Annotated in this window: 17 protein-coding genes; 1 reads left to right on the top strand and 16 read right to left on the bottom strand. The window is 69.4% G+C overall.

Features of this window, described 5'->3' with window-relative positions; genetic code table 11:
- Window positions 1-384: 384 nt before the first annotated feature.
- From AQI88_RS12010 to AQI88_RS11960, 11 genes are all read right to left on the bottom strand, one after another.
- Complete coding sequence (locus AQI88_RS12010) at window positions 385-3,237, bottom strand: DEAD/DEAH box helicase (RefSeq protein ID WP_066996431.1); 2,853 nt, start codon at window positions 3,235-3,237, stop codon at window positions 385-387.
- 114 nt (window positions 3,238-3,351) lie between these two features.
- Window positions 3,352-4,290, bottom strand: coding sequence for a twin-arginine translocase subunit TatC (tatC, locus tag AQI88_RS12005; RefSeq protein WP_208615765.1), 939 nt, complete (start codon window positions 4,288-4,290; stop codon window positions 3,352-3,354).
- A gap of 46 nt (window positions 4,291-4,336) precedes the next feature.
- Window positions 4,337-4,624, bottom strand: coding sequence for a Sec-independent protein translocase subunit TatA (tatA, locus tag AQI88_RS12000; RefSeq protein ID WP_066996425.1), 288 nt, complete (start codon window positions 4,622-4,624; stop codon window positions 4,337-4,339).
- Window positions 4,625-4,882: 258 nt separating this feature from the next.
- Complete coding sequence (locus tag AQI88_RS11995) at window positions 4,883-5,077, bottom strand: hypothetical protein (RefSeq protein ID WP_066996422.1); 195 nt, start codon at window positions 5,075-5,077, stop codon at window positions 4,883-4,885.
- A gap of 20 nt (window positions 5,078-5,097) precedes the next feature.
- Window positions 5,098-5,391: a hypothetical protein gene (locus AQI88_RS11990; RefSeq protein ID WP_208615764.1), complete on the bottom strand. Its 294-nt coding sequence runs from the start codon at window positions 5,389-5,391 to the stop codon at window positions 5,098-5,100.
- Between the two features lie 57 nt (window positions 5,392-5,448).
- Entirely contained in the window at window positions 5,449-6,468 is a 1,020-nt protein-coding gene (locus tag AQI88_RS11985; RefSeq protein ID WP_066996417.1) for a helix-turn-helix transcriptional regulator, read from the bottom strand.
- A 19-nt stretch (window positions 6,469-6,487) separates the two neighbouring features.
- Complete coding sequence (locus AQI88_RS11980; RefSeq protein WP_066996414.1) at window positions 6,488-7,441, bottom strand: helix-turn-helix transcriptional regulator; 954 nt, start codon at window positions 7,439-7,441, stop codon at window positions 6,488-6,490.
- A gap of 147 nt (window positions 7,442-7,588) precedes the next feature.
- The gene (locus AQI88_RS11975) at window positions 7,589-7,960 is read right to left on the bottom strand and encodes an FKBP-type peptidyl-prolyl cis-trans isomerase (protein WP_066996411.1); all 372 of its coding nucleotides are present in this window, start codon (window positions 7,958-7,960) and stop codon (window positions 7,589-7,591) included.
- Between the two features lie 92 nt (window positions 7,961-8,052).
- Window positions 8,053-9,057, bottom strand: coding sequence for an FKBP-type peptidyl-prolyl cis-trans isomerase (locus AQI88_RS11970; protein WP_066996408.1), 1,005 nt, complete (start codon window positions 9,055-9,057; stop codon window positions 8,053-8,055).
- 143 nt (window positions 9,058-9,200) lie between these two features.
- Complete coding sequence (pafA, locus tag AQI88_RS11965) at window positions 9,201-10,562, bottom strand: Pup--protein ligase (RefSeq protein WP_066996405.1); 1,362 nt, start codon at window positions 10,560-10,562, stop codon at window positions 9,201-9,203.
- Window positions 10,563-10,571: 9 nt separating this feature from the next.
- The gene (locus AQI88_RS11960; RefSeq protein WP_066996402.1) at window positions 10,572-11,831 is read right to left on the bottom strand and encodes an MFS transporter; all 1,260 of its coding nucleotides are present in this window, start codon (window positions 11,829-11,831) and stop codon (window positions 10,572-10,574) included.
- 88 nt (window positions 11,832-11,919) lie between these two features.
- Between AQI88_RS11960 and AQI88_RS11955 the strand changes: the two genes are divergently transcribed.
- Window positions 11,920-12,936, top strand: a complete 1,017-nt coding sequence (locus AQI88_RS11955) for a LacI family DNA-binding transcriptional regulator (RefSeq protein ID WP_066996399.1) — start codon at window positions 11,920-11,922, stop codon at window positions 12,934-12,936.
- Window positions 12,937-12,996: 60 nt separating this feature from the next.
- Here AQI88_RS11955 and prcA read toward each other — a convergent pair whose 3' ends face one another.
- The 5 genes from prcA to dop form a co-directional block, all read right to left on the bottom strand.
- Window positions 12,997-13,740 carry a proteasome subunit alpha gene (gene prcA / locus AQI88_RS11950; RefSeq protein WP_066996396.1) on the bottom strand — a complete coding sequence of 248 codons (744 nt, stop codon included), beginning with the start codon at window positions 13,738-13,740 and terminating at the stop codon, window positions 12,997-12,999.
- A gap of 60 nt (window positions 13,741-13,800) precedes the next feature.
- Window positions 13,801-14,646, bottom strand: coding sequence for a proteasome subunit beta (gene prcB, locus AQI88_RS11945; protein ID WP_066996393.1), 846 nt, complete (start codon window positions 14,644-14,646; stop codon window positions 13,801-13,803).
- Complete coding sequence (locus AQI88_RS42935; protein ID WP_079057527.1) at window positions 14,598-15,110, bottom strand: endonuclease VII domain-containing protein; 513 nt, start codon at window positions 15,108-15,110, stop codon at window positions 14,598-14,600. Before AQI88_RS42935 ends, prcB begins: the two co-directional genes overlap by 49 nt.
- A gap of 122 nt (window positions 15,111-15,232) precedes the next feature.
- Entirely contained in the window at window positions 15,233-15,451 is a 219-nt protein-coding gene (locus tag AQI88_RS11940; RefSeq protein WP_020939002.1) for a ubiquitin-like protein Pup, read from the bottom strand.
- A gap of 172 nt (window positions 15,452-15,623) precedes the next feature.
- Entirely contained in the window at window positions 15,624-17,135 is a 1,512-nt protein-coding gene (dop, locus tag AQI88_RS11935) for a depupylase/deamidase Dop (RefSeq protein ID WP_341849518.1), read from the bottom strand.
- Window positions 17,136-17,203 lie beyond the last annotated feature (68 nt).

Here is a 17,203-nt window from a genome sequence, read left to right as displayed (position 1 = left end):
GCGTGACGGCGAACGGCCGCACGAAAGTAACTCACCGTGATGAGTGAATGAAGGCTCCAGCCGTCCCCGGATGCTCCGGCCGTGCCGGCATATCCCGAACACTGAGGCCTTGGACGTCCAGGAGGGCCTTGCCGGCCACCTTCCGCGCGAACAGGGCGTCGCACGCCTCATCGACCGGCGGCCGCAAACCCTGCCATTCCGGGCGGCAGGACGGCGGGCTCACCGGGGGCTCAGCCCATACTTCTGCAGATCTCCGCCCGGCCCTGCCGGACGCCCCGATGATGAGCGCTCTGCGTCCCAGCAGGGAGCCGCGCTCGCGCACCCGGCCATCGGCAGCGCGGCGGCGTCAGCCAGGCCCACGCCGCCCGCACCCGACCGACAACCTCACCCCACGGACGAGTAGGCGACCACTCCCCGGAGCAACGCGTCAACGGCCTTACGCGCAGCCTTCGCCACGGTCGAGCCCTCCACAGGAGAAGCCGCCGAGATCTGCCCGAGGACGTCGATGACCTGCTTGCACCAGCGCACGAAGTCGCCCGCCGGCATCTCCGCCTCGCGCAGCACCTCGTCCAGCCCCTTGCCGGAGGCCCACATGTAGGCGGCCCAGGCGAAGCCGAGGTCCGGCTCGCGCTGGCCGACGCCCTCGGTCTGGTTGATCCGGAAATCCTCCTCCAGAGCGTCCAGCCGGCCCCAGATCCGGACCATCTCGCCGAGCGCGGCCTTCGCCTTGCCGGAGGGCAGCTTGGGCGCCATGGCGTCGTCGCCGACCCGCGCCTCGTACACCAACGCCGAGACGCAGGCCGCGAGTTCGGCCGGGCCGAGGCCCTCCCAGACGCCCTCGCGCAGGCATTCGCTGGCCAGCAGGTCGAGTTCGCCGTAGAGCCGGGCGAGCCGCTTGCCGTGTTCGGTGACCTCGTCGCCGCGCAGGTAGTCCAGTTCGGTCAGCAGCGCCACGATCCGGTCGAAGGTCCGCGCGATGGTGTTCGTACGGCCCTCGATACGGCGCTCCAGCTGCGAGGTGTCACGCAGCAGGCGGTGGTAGCGCTCGGCCCAACGGGCGTGGTCCTCGCGGTCGTTGCAGCCGTGGCAGGGGTGGGCCCGGATCGCCGTGCGCAGCCGGGCGATCTCGCGGTCGTCGGCGGCCTGCGACCGCTTCTTGCGGGCCCGCTCCGGCGGGATGTGCCCGGCCTTGGTGCGCAGCGCGGAGGCGAGGTCCCGGCGGGACTGCGGGGAGCGCGGGTTGAAGCTCTTCGGGATCCGCATCCGGTCCAGCGCCTCGACCGGCACCGGGAAGTCCATCGACGCCAGCCGCTTGACCTGCCGTTCGGCGGTCAGCACCAGGGGGCGGGGACCGTCGTGGTGGTCGAAGCCGCGGTGTCCGTTGGAGCGGCCGGCGGGCAGGCCGGGGTCGAGGACCAGGGCGAGGCCCGCGTACTTGCCGGTGGGGACGTGGATGACGTCGCCCGGCTTGAGCCGCTCCAGGGCGACGGCGGCCTCGCTGCGGCGCTGGTTCGCGCCCTGCCGGGCCAGCTCGGTCTCGCGGTCCTTCAGCTCGCGGCGCAGCCGCGCGTACTCCTCGAAGTCGCCGAGGTGGCAGGTCATGGAGGCCTTGTAGCCCTCCAGGCCCTCCTCGTTGCGCTGCACCTGCCGGGAGATCCCGACGACCGACTTGTCGGCCTGGAACTGAGCGAAGGAGGTCTCCAGCAGCTCGCGCGAGCGGTGCCGGCCGAACTGCTCGACCAGGTTGACCGCCATGTTGTACGACGGCTTGAAGCTGGAGCGCAGCGGGTACGTGCGCGTGCCCGCGAGACCGGCCAGGTGCTCGGGGCTGATGCCGCGCTGCCAGAGCACGACCGCGTGCCCCTCGACGTCGATGCCACGCCGGCCGGCCCGGCCGGTGAGCTGGGTGTACTCGCCGGGGGTGATGTCGGCGTGCTGTTCGCCGTTCCACTTGACGAGCTTTTCCAGCACCACCGAGCGGGCGGGCATGTTGATGCCGAGCGCGAGGGTCTCGGTCGCGAACACGGCCTTGACCAGTCCGCGCACGAACAGTTCCTCGACGACCTCCTTGAAGGTCGGCAGCATGCCCGCGTGGTGGGCGGCGATGCCGCGCTCCAGGCCCTCCAGCCACTCGTAGTAGCCAAGGACGTGCAGGTCCTCGGACGGGATGGCCGAGGTACGCTCCTCGACCAGCGCGCGGACCTGTTCCCGCGCCTCCTCGTCGTTGAGTCTCAGCCCCGCGTACAGGCACTGCTGGACGGCGGCCTCGCAGGCGGCGCGGCTGAAGATGAAGGTGATGGCCGGCAGCAGGCCCTCGGAGTCGAGCCGCTCGATGACCTCGGGGCGGCCCGGGGTCCACACCCGCGAGCGCTGTCTGCGCTCCCGCTCCCGGTCGGCCTCGCGCATCGCGCGGCCGCGCCGGCGGTCCTGGTACGAGGGCCGGGTCGCCTCCATGCGGGCGAGGCGGGCGAGGTCGGGGTTGACGGCCTTCTTGTGGCCCTCGCCCTCCTCGAACAGGTCGTACATCCGGCGCCCGGCGAGCACGTGCTGGAACAGCGGGACGGGCCGGTGCTCGGAGACGATCACCTCGGTGTCGCCACGGACGGTGTCCAGCCAGTCACCGAACTCCTCGGCGTTGGACACGGTCGCGGACAGCGACACCAGGGTCACCGACTCCGGCAGGTGGATGATCACTTCCTCCCAGACGGCTCCGCGGAAGCGGTCGGAGAGGTAGTGCACCTCGTCCATGACCACGTAGCCGAGGCCGAGGAGGGTCTGCGAGCCGGCGTAGAGCATGTTCCGCAGGACCTCGGTGGTCATCACGACCACCGGGGCGTCGGAGTTGATGCTGTTGTCCCCGGTGAGCAGGCCGACCATGCCGTCCCCGTAGCGACGGCACAGGTCGGCGTACTTCTGGTTCGACAGCGCCTTGATGGGTGTCGTGTAGAAGCACTTCCTGCCCTGCATGAGGGCGAGGTGGACGGCGAACTCGCCCACGATCGTCTTGCCCGAGCCGGTGGGGGCGGCCACCAGCACGCCCTTCCCGGTTTCGAGTGCCTGGCAGGCCTCGATCTGGAAGGGGTCGAGGCCGAAGTCGTACATCTCGCGGAAGGATGCGAGCGCGGTGGCCTGCTCGGCTGCCCGCCTCCGGGCTGCCGCGTACCGCTCGGCCGGTGAGAGGTCCTCTGTCATCGTGCTTTCGAGCGTACCGGGCCGCACTGACAACAGGACGATCATTATCCGGATCGTGGGTGGCGCAACAACGGATCGCGGGGCGCGCCACAACGGCGGATGCCCCCGTCCGCGGGGACGGGGGCATCGCGTGGCAGCTCGGTGAGCGGTGCGGCCGGCTCAGGTCACGTCGTCGTACCCGTTGACCCGGTCCGTGCCCGGCAGCTCGGGGGCGCTGCTCGCGGCCACGGCCTCCACCTCGCCGACCTCCTCCGGGGTGAGGTCCAGCTCGGAGGCCTCGTCGTCCGCAAGCTGATCCTCTCGGCGGGCCCGGCGGCGGTCGTTGATCAGCGAGACGGCCACGGCGACGAAGAACAGTGCCCAGATCGGCGCCGCCAGCGCCAGCATCGTTCCCGGGTCGGGGCTGGGCGTGGCCACGGCCGCGAAGGCGGCGATGCCGACGATCATGCCGCGCCACCAGCCGAGCATGCGCTGCCCGGACAGGACGCCGGTGAGGTTGAGCATGATCAGCAGCAGCGGCATCTCGAAGGCGAGGCCGAAGACCACGACCATGCGCGTGACCAGGTCGAGCAGGTCGTCCAGCGGCAGCAGGTTCTCCGCACTGCCGGGCGTCAGGTCGATCAGCACCTTCGCCGTGGCAGGCAGCACGTTGAAGGCGAGGTAGCCGCCGCCGAGGAAGAGCGGGAAGCCGAACCCGACGAACGCGTAGGCGTACTTCTTCTCGTGGCGGTGCAGGCCGGGCGCGACGAAAGCCCACAGCTGGTAGAGCCAGACCGGTGCCGCCAGCACGACGCCGGCGGTCAGCGCGACCTTCAGGGCCAGTGTGAACGGCGCCAGCAGGCCGCTGACCGTGATGTGCGCACAGTGGACATCCTTGGACTTGGCCAACTGCCCGAAGGACTGCGAGCAGCCGATCGAGTCCAGCACCGGCTTGGTGATGAAGTTGATGATGTCCTTGTAGAAGAAGGCCGCCACCACCGTGACGACAAGGATTGCCAGGACACCCTTCGCGAGCCGGTTGCGCAGCTCACGCAAGTGATCCGCGAGCGGCATCCGCCCCTCGGGATCCCTCTCCTTCTTGCGGGCAGACTTGAGCAACCCACATCCTCATCTCGTGCAGTGGACCGGAGCTCCGGTCCTCGCGTCAGCGCTGGGTCGTCGTGTCCGTCGGCTCGTTGACCGGCCGGGAGCTGGTCACATCGCCGGGGGCGGCCTGGATGGTGCGCTGGGCCTGGGACTGCTCTTCCGGCTGCTGAGCAGGGGCGGCCGGCTTGCCGCCGTCGTCCTTCATCGCCTTGGCCTCGCTCTTCAGGATGCGCGCAGACTTGCCGAGCGACCGCGCCATGTCCGGAAGCTTCTTGGAGCCGAACACGAGAACGATCACCAGAACCAGGAGCACCAAGTGCCACGGCTCAAGTGCGTTGCGGAACATATGTCTTCACCTTCTCACTGAGGCGGGGCGGCGGGGCTTGTCCGACCGGTCGGACATGTGTCCGACCATCGTGCTGGCAGCGATCGTAACGCCCTGGGGTGAATGCGAGACAATCCCCGTGCGTACTCCTGCTCTGCGGACCGCGCCTCGTTCTCCGGGCCGCGACCAGCAGCGTACCTGGCCGGGTGGGCAAGGTGACAGGGCGAAGTGACCCAAAGCGCATGCCACTCGGGTCTCACGGACACTCTTCGGCAATTCTCACAGCGAGTCCACAGTCCGGGCCGCGCTCACGGCCGCCCGCTCCAGGTCCTCGGCCGCCCGGTTGATACGGCGCGCGGAGTCGGCGACCTGCTGTCCGAGGCGCCGCGCCTCCAGAAAGACCCGGACGGCCAGCACCCCCAGGACGGCGAGACCCAGGAAACCCACGGCTACCGCGAACATCGGCCAGAACATGACGTCGAGCCTAGACCGTCCTAGACCGTGGAGTGCAGCCGCAGGGTCCTGACGCCGCCGCCGGTGAGCAGCTCGACGATGCGCTCCCCGGCTGGCTTGCGGACGGAGGCGCCGCACTCGGGGCAGGTGAAGGAGTAGAAGGTCGTCCGGCTGCTGGCGCCGATGGCCAGGCGCAGAGCGCTCGCGGCGAGTTCGAAGCGGCCCCGGCAGTCCGGGCAGCCCGCCTTGAACACCACGGGGACCACTCTCTTCATCCCAGCGAAGGCGGCCGCCACCGTCATTTCCCTCGCACCGGACACCGGAGACTCGCTCACAGCCCTCGCTCCTCGCTCTCTGGTCGTTCGCCTTCGGGGCGCCACGGCCCCGGCGGCTCACTCCTGCCCGTCGTCCCCACGGCGCACCGCGCCCGCCGCTGTGTCGTACGCCGCCAGTGCCTCGCCGGCCGCCCGCCGGGCGCTGTCGGCCAGCTCGGGCGGCGAGACGATCCGGCCGTCGCGGCCGAGCCGCAGCGCCAGCCGCCTGAGGGAGGCCGGATCGGGGGTGCGCAGAGTGATACGCAGCCCGCCGTCGGGAAGCTCATCGGCGCTGTCGTGCGGGTAGTACTCGGCCACCCAGCGGCCGCCCGGGCCGACCTCGATCACGACCTCCGGGTCCTCGGCGGCCGGCTGCACCAGGGCCTCGGACAGGTCCCGCAGCTCGATCTCCGGCGGCGCGGACGGCTCGTCCAGGATCCTGATCTCGGCGACCCGGTCGAGCCGGAAGGTGCGACGCGCCTCCGAGCGGCGGCACCAGGCCTCGACGTAGGTGTGCCCGACGCTGACCAGGCGGATGGGGTCGATCTCGCGCTCGGTGACCTCGTCACGCGCCGGCGAGTAGTAGCGGATCCACAGCCGGCGGCGCTCGGCGATCGCCCGGTCGACGTCGGCGAAGACACCGCCCTCGGACTCGAAGGTCACCGAGAGCCGGGAGCTGGCGCCCGCCGCCTCTCCGGCCGCGGTCTCCACCTTGGCGGTCGCCCGCAGCAGCGCCTGCCGGTCGCCCTCCCTCAGGCCCGGCAGCGTCGAGACCGCGCGGGCGGCCACCAGCAGGGCGGTGGCCTCGTCGGCCGCGAGCCGCAGCGGCTCGGCCGCCTCCTCACCGAGCGCGGCCGCGTTGTGCCACCAGATGCGCTCGCCGTCGGTGTCGATGTCCAGCAGATCGCCGCCGCGGAAGCTGGTGCCGCACATGGGCAGCAGATCGAGGTCGGAGACCAGCTCGTCCTCGGTGATGCCGAAGGCGCGCGCGACATCGGCGATCCGGGCGCCGGGGCGCTCCCTGAGGTAGGTCACCAGGGAGAGCATCCGCCGGGTCTGGTCGATGGCGTTCACGGGCCTGACCGGTTTGCCTGCCATAGTCCTGCTCCGCTCCCCCTCAGCCCTTGGCCACGGCACGCAGCCGGTCCACCACGTCGGCCCGCAGCTCGGCCGGCTCCAGGACCACCACGTCCGGCCCGAACTCCACCAGCCAGGCGTCCAGACCGTGCCCGTACGGAATTTCCAACTCGTCCCAGCCATCGCCGAGTTCCCGGACCTCGGTGGCCTTCGCCCGAAGGGGGTAACCGGCACCGGCACGCAGCCGGATCAGCGCCGAACGGTCGGCGATCTCGCCCGCCCAGCCGGCCACGGTCTCGCGCACGGTGACGACGTCGGGCACGGAAACGGTGAAGCCCGTACCGCGCGAGCGGACCCTTCCGGTGATCCGGGAGAGCCGGAAGACGCGCTCGGCGCCCCGGTCACGGTCCCAGCCGGCCAGGTACCAGTGCCCGCGCCAGCACTCGAGGGCCCACGGCTCGACATGCCGGGTCTCGGGGTGGGCGGCGGAGGCCTTGCGGTAGTCGAAGACGACGGGCCGGCGGTCGCGGCAGGCCAGCATCAGCGGCTCGAAGGCTGCCTCGTGCACAGGGATGCGGGGTTCGAGGGCGCCGTGCGCCTCGTACGGGTCGACGTCCTCGGGCAGTCCGGCCGCACGCAGCTTCTGCAGGGCGCCGCTGGCCGCGCCGGCCAGCCGGGCCTGCTGCCAGACCTTGGCGGCCAGGCCCAGGGCGGCGGCCTCCTCGGCGTCCAGGGTGATGGGAGGCAGGCGGTTGCTGTCGCGGCGGGCGAGATAGCCGACCTCGCCGTCGAGGTTCTCCACCGTCGCGATGACCAGACCCAGCTCGCGCAGGTCGTCCTTGTCCCGCTCGAACATCCGGTTGAAGGAGTCGTCCGAGCCGGCCTCCAGGTAGGCCTCGATGGACTCGCGCAGCTCGCGCTTGCTGAGCGGCCGCCGCGTCCCGAGCAGACACAGCGCGAGGTTCATCAGCCGCTCGGCCTTGGCAATGGCCATCGACGCCCTTCACCTTCCTCATGGTGCTTCCGGACGATGACCGTACCGCCCCGCAGTGGCGTGGCAAAGCCGAGGGCCCATGCCCGGACAGGCATGGGCCCCAGGTGATCGGGTCCGGTCGGATCCCGTCAGCAGGCCGTACGACGATCAGACCGCGACCAGGTCCACGACGAAGATCAGGGTCTCGCCGCGCTTGATCGCCGGGGTCGGGCTCTGGTTGCCGTAGGCGAGGTGGGCCGGGATGGTCAGCTGGCGGCGGCCGCCGACCTTCATGCCCTGCACACCGAGGTCCCAGCCCTTGATGACACGGCCCCCACCCAGCGGGAAGCGGAACGGGGTACCGCGGTTCCAGCTGGCGTCGAACTCCTCGCCCGTGCTGAAGGCCACGCCGACGTAGTGGACGGTGACGGTCTGGCCCGCCTGCGCCACCTCGCCGTCGCCCTCCCAGATGTCCTTGATCTCAAGGTCCGCCGGCGGCTGGCCGCCCGGGAAGTCGATCTCGGGCTTGTCGATGTTCACGTCAAAAGCTCCTGCTTGTGTACGACACGAAACACGGACAGTCTGTCATCCTCGCAGGCCTGCCGCCTGCCGGATCGCGACGGCAGCACCTGCTACATCGCGGCAAGGACATCCACCGAGAACACCAGCGTGGAACCCTTCTTGACGGCGCCCCCGCTCGGCGGGTTGTCGCCGTAGCCCAGGTCCGGCGGTACGACGACGAGGACCCTGCTGCCCACCTTCTTGCCGGTCAGCCCCTGGGACAGGCCCTTGACGACCTGCTGCATCTGCTCCAGCGAGAACTGGCTGAGCCGCCCGGAGTCATACGTCTGCTGAAACGTCTTGCCACTGTCCCAGACCACACCCTTGAACTGGCACAGGATCGTCTGCTCCGCCTTGAGCTCGGCGCCGTCGCCCTCCAGGACGTAGTTCGACACCAGCTTCTTCGGCGGGTCGGACTTCGGGATGGTGATCTTGGGCTCGCTGCCGTCGGTGTTGGTGCCGACCTTCGGCAGGGCTGCGTCGCTCTGCGCGACCGGCGTGCCCTTGGACGAGCTCTTGGAGTTGAAGGACTCGATCAGGTCGATGACGAAGACGAGGGTGTCGGTGCCCTTGATCCCCGCCTGCGGGTTGCCCGCCTTGCCGTAGCCCCAGGTGGGCGGGACGGCGATCTCCACGCGGCTGCCGGTCTTCTTGCCCGCGAGCGCGTACCGCCAGCCGTCGATGATGCTGCCCTGGGCGAGCTGCATGACCAGCGGACGGTGGCGGTCGTAGGAGTTGTCGAAGACCTTGGCAGAGCTCCAGATCTGGCCCAGATAGTTGGCCTGGATGAAGTCGTTCTCCGCGATCGTGCGCCCGCTGCCCGGGATGGCCGTCTTGACCGCAAGGTTCTTCGACGGGTCTCCCGGCCCCTTGGCGACCGTCGGCTTCTCGCCGAACTTCGTGCCCGCCGTGATCGCCGGCAGCGGACTGTCCACGATCTTGGGCGGGGGCGCGGCCGACGCCGAGGCCGACGTGGACTTGCTGGCCTTGCTGGAGTCGGACTTGCCGTCGCCGCACCCGGCGAGCGTGACCAGTCCTGCGGGAACGGCGGCGAGGAGAAGCGAGCGTCGGCGCACGGAGATGCCTCGTAATCGGTCGATCTTGCGGATTGGCGTGCGCGCAACTCTACGACGCGAGAAGGGCGCCGTACCGGAAACGTACGGCGCCCGTGTGGCGTTCCGGCATTTCGATGCGGAAACGCTTGACTCACATGCCTTCGTCACATTCCGGCGATGAGCTTCTCCACGCGATCGTCCACCGAACGGAACGGGTCCTTGCACAACACGGTGCGCTGTGCCTGGTCATTGAGCTTGAGGTGCACCCAGTCGACCGTGAAGTCCCGGCGCTGTTCCTGTGCCCGGCGGATGAAGTCGCCGCGCAGCCGCGCCCGAGTGGTCTGCGGGGGAACCGACTTGCCCTCGAAGATCTTCAAGTCGTTGCAGATCCGGGCGGCTTGGCCCCGCTTCTCCAGCAGGTAGTACAGCCCACGCCGACGGTGGATGTCGTGGTAGGCGAGGTCTATCTGAGCGACCCGCGGATGGGACATGGTCATGTTGTGCTTGGCCCGGTACCGCTCGATGAGCTTGTACTTCATGACCCAGTCGATCTCGGTGCCGATCCGGTCGAGTTCCTCGGTCTCGATCGCCTCCAGCGTACGGCCCCACAGCTCCAGGACCTGCGCGACCGTGCCGGTGCGGATGCCACGGCGGTCGCAGAAGTCGACGGCCTTGTCGAAGTACTCGCGCTGCACCTCCAGCGCGGAGGCCTCCCGGCCGCTGGCCAGACGCACCTTGCGCCGGCCGGTGATGTCATGGCTGACCTCGCGGATCGCCCGGATCGGGTTCTCCAGGGTGAGGTCACGCATCACGGTGCCCGCCTCGATCATGCGCAGCACCAGATCGGTGGCACCGACCTTGAGCAGCATGGTCGTCTCGGACATGTTCGAGTCGCCCACGATGACATGCAGCCGGCGGTAACGCTCGGCGTCCGCGTGCGGTTCGTCGCGGGTGTTGATGATGGGCCGGGAGCGGGTCGTCGCCGAGGAGACGCCCTCCCAGATGTGCTCCGCGCGCTGGCTGACGCAGTAGACGGCGCCGCGCGGGGTCTGCAGGACCTTGCCCGCGCCGCACAGCAGCTGCCTGGTCACCAGGAAGGGGATGAGGATGTCCGCGAGCCGGGAGAACTCCCCGTGCCGGGCCACCAGATAGTTCTCGTGGCAGCCGTAGGAGTTGCCCGCCGAGTCGGTGTTGTTCTTGAAGAGGTAGACGTCGCCTGCGATTCCCTCCTCGTGCAGGCGTCGTTCCGCGTCCACCAGGAGTCCTTCGAGAATGCGCTCGCCGGCCTTGTCGTGGGTGACCAGCTCGGTCACGTTGTCACATTCGGGTGTCGCGTATTCCGGATGTGACCCCACGTCGAGATAGAGCCGGGCGCCGTTGCGCAGAAAGACATTACTGCTGCGGCCCCATGACACGACACGGCGGAAGAGGTACCGCGCCACCTCGTCAGGCGACAGGCGGCGCTGTCCCCTGAACGTGCACGTGACGCCGTACTCGTTCTCCAGCCCGAAAATGCGGCGGTCCATGACTGAACATTACGCCCGATCCCCTGAGCTGAAACGGGGTTCGACAGCACGATTTGGATCATTTTCCGATGAAGCCGCAACGACCCCGCCCCACGCGGGAGCTGCGAGGACCCGTCCGGTGCCGAGCAGGACCAGCAGGGACACGGCCCCCGCCGCACCCGGCAGCGCGAAACCCCACAGGGCGCCACCACCCTGGACGACCGGGCCCGCCAGGCCCGTTCCGACCGAGGCGCCCACCGTGAACGTCGTCACAAGCCAGGAGAACGCCTCGGTGACGGTTCCGCTCGGCGCGTGCCGGTCGACGATGATGAACGCGCAGGCGATACACGGAGCGAGGAAGACCCCGGAGACCGCTGTCAGCAGCACCATGGCCACCGCGCCCGGCATCAGCATCAACGGCAGGTAACACACCGCCAGAAGCGCCACCAGGACACGCAGTCGCCGCTCCGGGGTGCCGCTCCACTGCCGCGCGCCGTACACCGTGCCGCCCGCCAGGGCACCGAGACCGAGCGCGGCCATCAGCCAGCCGTAGACCGCGTCACCGCCATGGGCGTCGGCGTACGACACCGAGGCCACCGTGATGGAGCCGAGCGCGATGCCGATGAACAGGAAGGCGCCGAGCAGCACCAGCAGGCCGGGCGAGCGCAGGGCACCCAGCCAGTGCGCCTCACGCGGCGCCGAACGCCACGCGCGCGAGGGCGGCGAGAGGACCACGGAGAGGGCCCCGAGGACACCGACGGCGTTCAGGACCAGCAGGGCCGCCCGCTCCGACCACAGCGACACGCACAGGGTCACCAGCAGCGGTCCGACGGTGAACATGATCTCCTGCGCGACCGCGTCCATGGCGTACGCCGTGTGCACCTGCTCCTCGCGGCGCAGCACGGAGGGCCACAGGGCGCGCAGGCCGCCCTCCAGAGGCGGGGTGAACAGGCCGGCGGCCGCCACGGCGGCATACGCGAGCGGCAGCGGGTCGGTGCCCGAGAAGGCGAAGGCCGTCATGGCGAGGGCGGAGAGGACGGCCGCGGGCAGCTGCACGCGCGGCTGCCCGTACAGATCCACCAGCCGGCCGAGGACGGGCTGGCCCACGGCGTTGGCGACGCCGTACACGGCCGCGAGCGCGCCCGCCAGGCTGTAGGTGCCACCCTCGGCGCGGACGAACAGCACCAGGGCGATCGCGGCGGTCGCATTGGGCAGCCGGCCCACCAGAGTGCCGGTCAGCAGGCGGGCCGCGTGCCTCGCCCTGAGGATCTCCAGGTATCCCGCGGCCATGTCCTGCCTCCAAGTGTTACGTATAACGTCCCCCGTCATACGTACCATGTGCGCTGTTCACACGTCCAGACGAAGGAGCAGGCCCACGGTGGCACGCAGCAGCACGCGCCCGACCAGCCGTGACGTCGCCCAGGCGGCCGGAGTCTCCCAGGCCGCCGTCTCCCTCGTGCTGGGCGACAAATGGCGCGGCCGGGTCTCGGAGACCACCGCCGAGCGGGTCCGGGAAGCCGCACGCGAGCTCGGCTACCGGCCCAACCTCGCCGCCCGCAACCTACGCCTCGGCCGCACCCGCACCGTCCTGCTCGTCGTACCGGCCCTGACCACCGAGTTCTTCGCCGGCGTCTACACCGGCGCGGCACGCGTCGCAGCCCGGCACGGCTTCGGAGTCGTGCTCTACCCCTCCCCCGAAGGCATCGGCCCGGCCCGCGACCCCTTCGCCTCCGCCCAGGCCGCCCTGGACGGCGTCATCGCCTCCTCCATGGCTGCCGACGCACTCACCGCCATCCGCGGCGACCAACTCCCGCTGGTCATGCTCGACAGCGACCCGGAGGGCAGCCTCGGCGCGGCCACAGTGAACCTGGACATCGCCGACGGCGTCCGACAAGTCACCGAACACCTGCTCGGCCTCGGCCACCGCCACATCCTGCACCTCGCGGCCGACGTGCCCTCCTGGACGTTCGAGATGCGCGCCCGGGAACTGGCCGCCCGCCTGGCCGCCGTACCGGGGACACAGATCCGTACGGCCCCTGCACCGATCTCCATCGAGGGAGCCCTGGCAGCCACCGAAGCCGCGCTCACCGCGACCGGCCCCCGCCCGACGGCGATCGTCTGCGACGACGACAAACTGGCCGCCGGCGCCTACAAGGCCCTGCGCCGCCTCGGCCTGCGCGTCCCGGACGACGTCTCCGTGACCGGCCTGGACGACCTGGCCCTGGCCACAGCCCTCGACCCCGAACTCACGACGGTACGACTGGACGCCGAACTGTTCGGGGAACGCGGCATGGAAGCCCTGCTGGCGGTCCTCGAAGGCCGGGAGCCCGAGGCGGGCGACATCCCCGTGGAACTCGTCGTCCGGGGCTCCACCGCACCACCTCGCACCCCCTGAACGCGCTGCGCCCCGGCCGGAGAACCGGTCGGGGCACAGCAGAGCAGGATGGAGGCCGGTCTACTCCTCCGAGTCCTCCGAGCTCTCCGCCTCGGTGGCCGCACCGTCCGCCTCCAGGAGACGGGAGAGCTGACGGCCGACGACGCGCTTGAACTTGCGCTTCTGCGGACGCGTACGGTCCAGCACCGCGACCTCCAGGCGCTCGGCGGGGATCTCCCGCTCGCTGCCGTTGGTGTCACGGGACAGGGCCTGTACGGCCAGCTTCAGCGCCTCGGCGAGACTCATGCCGTCCTGGTGACGCTGATCCAGGAAGCTGCTGATCTGCTCGGCATTTCCGCCCACCGCGACCGAGCCGTGCTCGTCCACGATGGATCCGTCATGCGGCAGCCGGTAGATCTGGTCACCCTCGGGGGTCTCCCCCACCTCGGCGACGACCAGTTCCACCTCGTACGGCTTCTCGGCGGCGCTGGAGAAGATCGTGCCCAGGGTCTGGGCGTAGACGTTGGCGAGACCGCGGGCGGTCACATCGTCCCGGTCGTAGGTGTAGCCCCGCAGATCGGCGTAGCGGACGCCACCGATCCGCAGATTCTCGTACTCGTTGTACTTGCCGGCGGCCGCGAAGCCGATCCGGTCATAGATCTCGCTGAACTTGTGCAGCGCACGGGACGGGTTCTCGCCGACGAACACGATGCCGTCGGCATACTGCAGCACAACCAGGCTGCGGCCCCGGGCGATGCCCTTGCGGGCGTACTCCGCCCGGTCGGCCATGGCCTGCTGAGGTGAGACATAGAACGGCGTCGACACCGGTTATCCGTCCCTTTCTGTCATGGTCACTGGATCACCTTCACAAGAAACGGCCCGCGCTCAGAGCAGGGCGGCCTTGGGGCCGTCGGGCTCCTCCAGACGCCGCTGCAGCACCGCCCGGGACAGCCCGGAGGCCTCGTCCTCGGTGAGCCGGCGGAAACCGTCCTCGGTGATCACGGTGATGATCGGGTAGATCCGGCGGGCGACATCGGGACCACCGGTCGCCGAGTCGTCGTCTGCCGCGTCATACAGGGCCTGGACCACCAGGGTCGCGGCCTGTTCCTCGCTCAGATCGTCACGGAACAGCTTCTTCATGGCACCGCGAGCGAAGATCGAGCCGGAACCCGTCGCCGCGAAGTTGTGCTCCTCGGAACGGCCGCCCGTGACGTCGTAGGAGAAGATGCGCCCCTTCTCCCGGTCCACGTCGAACCCGGCGAACAGGGGCACCACGGCCAGCCCCTGCATGGCCATGCCGAGGTTGGAACGGATCATGGTCGACAACCGGTTCGCCTTGCCCTCCAGCGACAGCTGAGCACCCTCGACCTTCTCGAAGTGCTCCAGCTCCAGCTGGAAGAGCTTGACCATCTCGACGGCCAGACCGGCGGTACCGGCGATACCGACGGCCGAGTACTCGTCCGCCGGGAACACCTTCTCGATGTCCCGCTGGGCGATGATATTGCCCATGGTCGCGCGACGGTCACCGGCGAGCACGACCCCTCCGGGGAAGGTGACAGCGACGATCGTCGTCCCGTGCGGCGCCTCGATCACGCCCTGAGTGGGCGGCAGCTGCCGGTTGCCGGGCAGCATCTCGGGCTGGTGCTCCGACAGGAAGTCCATGAAGGAGGAGGACCCAGGCGTCAGGAAGGCAGCTGGTAGACGCCCGGTGCCACGAGTATTGGCTTCCACGAGTTTCCTTCCAGATAGGCGGCGGCCCGGCGTACGGCGTCGGGGTCGTCCCTCAACAGGCCGAGGCCGGAATTGCAGTTGAAGCACAGTACGCCACGGACCCTACCCGTCTTGTGGCAGTGATCCACATGTGCGGCCGGGGCCGACAGGCATATACAACAGACGCCCCCTTGGGAAGCGATCAACTCGTCACGCTCAACTTCGGTGAGACCGTACTTGCGCTTGAAGTAGCTGGCCCGGTTGCGCTCCGCACGGCAGGCGCGGCAGTAGCTCGCCCAGCCGTCCGCCGAGGACTTGTTCCGCTCCCACTCGGAGTGAGGCTTCACATCGCCGCATTGCGGGCATCGCTTGTGCCCCGGTGGAACGGAAACCTTCTCCCGCACCTTCTTGCCCTTGGCCTCCTGGCGCTGCCGGTAGTACTCGGCGGAACACTCCCGGCAGTACGCCTGGAGGCCGTCGGGCATGGACTTGTTGCTTGCGAACGCTGCCCTCGGCAAGTGTTGCTTGCACCGCGAGCAGCGCCTTAGCCTCGCCTCTTCGATCACCCCAAGGCTCCCCCGACTTCACCTTCAAATCGAAGGAGAAATCACTCTCCACCCTTCTGAACGAATGATCGAACGAAATCCTCTGCGTTCTCCTCGAGCACATCATCGATTTCATCGAGGACGGAGTCCACGTCATCGCTCAGCTTCTCGTGCCGCTCCTTCAGGTCCTCCGAAGCCTGCGCGTCCTGCGCCTGCTCCTCGACCTCCTCGGTGGAACGCGTCGCCTTCTGCTGGCCGCCGCCGGTGTCCTTGGTTGCCATAACCCTCACCCCGCTCAGTTCGCCTGCCGATCGGTGATGATCAGACCCTACAAGCCGGGTCCGACATCGGCCCCGCAGTTTCGACAACGTGCGGGGGCCACCTCGATGATTCCCGGGCGGTGGGATTTCCACCCTGTCCGCCCGGGGCGGTACGTGTGCCCGCTGATCGCGCTCAGCCGCCTGACAGGACCCTGACCAGGTCTTCTGCGGTGCGGCAGCGGTCCAGCAGCTCCTTGACGTGATTTCGCGTTCCGCGTAGCGGTTCCAGGGTTGGAACGCGCTGCAGCGAATCCCGGCCGGGGAGGTCGAAAATCACCGAGTCCCAGCTCGCCGCGGCCACGTCGTCCGCGTACTGCTCCAGGCAGCGGCCGCGGAAGTACGCCCGGGTGTCCTCCGGCGGCTTCGTACGGGCCCGGTCGACCTCGGACTCGTCCAGCAGCCGCTTCATGCGTCCGCGGGCCGCCAGGCGGTTGTAGAGGCCCTTCTCGGCGCGCACGTCGGCGTACTGGAGGTCGACCAGGTGGAGCCGCGCGGCGTCCCAGTCGAGGCCGTCGCGGCGGCGGTAGCCCTCCATCAGTTCCCGCTTGGCGACCCAGTCCAGTTCGCCGGCGAGGCTCATCGGGTCGTTCTCGAGCCGGTTGAGGGTGTCCTCCCAGCGGGAGAGGACGTCCTTGGTCTGTTCGTCGGCGTCGGCTCCGAAGCGTTCCTCGACGTACTTGCGGGACAGCTCGAAGTACTCCATCTGCAACTGGACGGCGGTGAGTGTGCGGCCGCTGCGCAGGGTGACCAGGCGCTTGAGGGACGGGTCGTGCGAGACCTGGTGGAGCGTGCGTACGGGCTGGTCAACGGCCAGGTCGACGGCGATGAAGCCGTCCTCGATCATGGACAGGACCAGGGCGGTCGTGCCCAGTTTCAGGTAGGTCGAGATCTCGGAGAGGTTGGCGTCGCCGATGATCACGTGCAGGCGACGGTATTTCTCGGCGTCGGCGTGCGGCTCGTCGCGGGTGTTGATGATCGGGCGCTTGAGGGTGGTTTCCAGGCCGACCTCGACCTCGAAGTAGTCGGCGCGCTGGCTGAGCTGGAAGCCGTGTTCGTGTCCGTCCTGGCCGATGCCGACGCGGCCGGCTCCGGCGAAGACCTGGCGGGAGACGAAGAAGGGGGTGAGGTGGCGCACGATGTCCGAGAAGGGGGTCTCCCGCTTCATCAGGTAGTTCTCGTGTGTGCCGTAGGAGGCGCCCTTGTTGTCGGTGTTGTTCTTGTAGAGGTGGATCTGCTGGGCGCCGGGGAGCTGGGCGGCCCGTTCGGCGGCCTCGGCCATGATGCGTTCGCCGGCCTTGTCCCAGAGCACGGCGTCGCGGGGGTTGGTGACCTCGGGGGCGCTGTATTCGGGGTGGGCGTGGTCGACGTAGAGGCGTGCGCCGTTGGTGAGGATCACGTTGGCGAGGCCGATGTCCTCGTCGGTGAGCTGGCTGGCGTCGGCGGCCTCTCGGGCGAGGTCAAAGCCTCGTGCGTCGCGCAGCGGGTTCTCCTCCTCGAAGTCCCAGCGGGCCCGGCGGGCCCGGTGCATCGCCGCCGCGTAGGCGTTGACGATCTGGGATGAGGTGAGCATGGCATTGGCGTTGGGGTGGCCGGGGACGGAGATGCCGTACTCCGTCTCGATGCCCATTACTCGCCGTACGGTCATGCGGCCCTCCTTGCCCGGCGGCGCCCTCGGTCGTGGGCGCCGCTCACGTACCGCTGGTGCTCCGGTGC

The sequence above is a fragment of the Streptomyces cellostaticus genome, from assembly GCF_001513965.1.
In the GTDB taxonomy this organism is placed as follows: domain Bacteria; phylum Actinomycetota; class Actinomycetes; order Streptomycetales; family Streptomycetaceae; genus Streptomyces; species Streptomyces cellostaticus.
This window is presented reverse-complemented; position numbering and strand designations above follow the sequence as displayed.